Source organism: Pseudomonas sp. EA_65y_Pfl1_P113 (genome assembly GCF_963970525.1).
Taxonomy (GTDB): Bacteria; Pseudomonadota; Gammaproteobacteria; order Pseudomonadales; family Pseudomonadaceae; genus Aquipseudomonas; species Aquipseudomonas tritici.
Genome location: NZ_CAXAQM010000690.1, coordinates 1 through 430, shown reverse-complemented (window position 1 = coordinate 430; position 430 = coordinate 1). Strand labels below are relative to the sequence as shown.

1 pseudogene is annotated in these 430 nt (G+C 65.3%); it reads left to right on the top strand.

Going from position 1 to position 430, the window contains the following annotated elements:
- Nucleotides 1–430, top strand: a pseudogene (locus AACY52_RS31740) (hypothetical protein); the annotation flags it as partial.

Here is a 430-nt window from a genome sequence, read left to right as displayed (position 1 = left end):
CGCCGGGCGGCCACCGCAGCCGGGGCGGCTGAACGACGTGCTCCACATCGTCTATAAGAAGGCCGACGAGCCGTGGCGGCGCGCACGCACCTCGCTTGGGCTGATGATGCGCGACGGGCTGCTAAAGGAAAATATCGATGGCGAGGCGCTGCTCTGGGCGCATTCGCGGATCATCGCGCGGCCCGAGGAACGCAAGATCCTGATGGTGATCTCGGACGGCGCGCCGGTCGACGATTCGACGCTGTCGGTCAATCCCGGCAATTATCTCGAGCGGCACCTGCGCCACATCATCGAGGAGATCGAGACCCGCTCGCCGGTCGAGCTGATCGCGATCGGCATCGGCCATGACGTGACGCGCTATTATGCGCGCGCGGTGACGATCATGGATGCGGAAGAACTCGGCGGCGCCATCACCGAGAAGCTCGCCGAA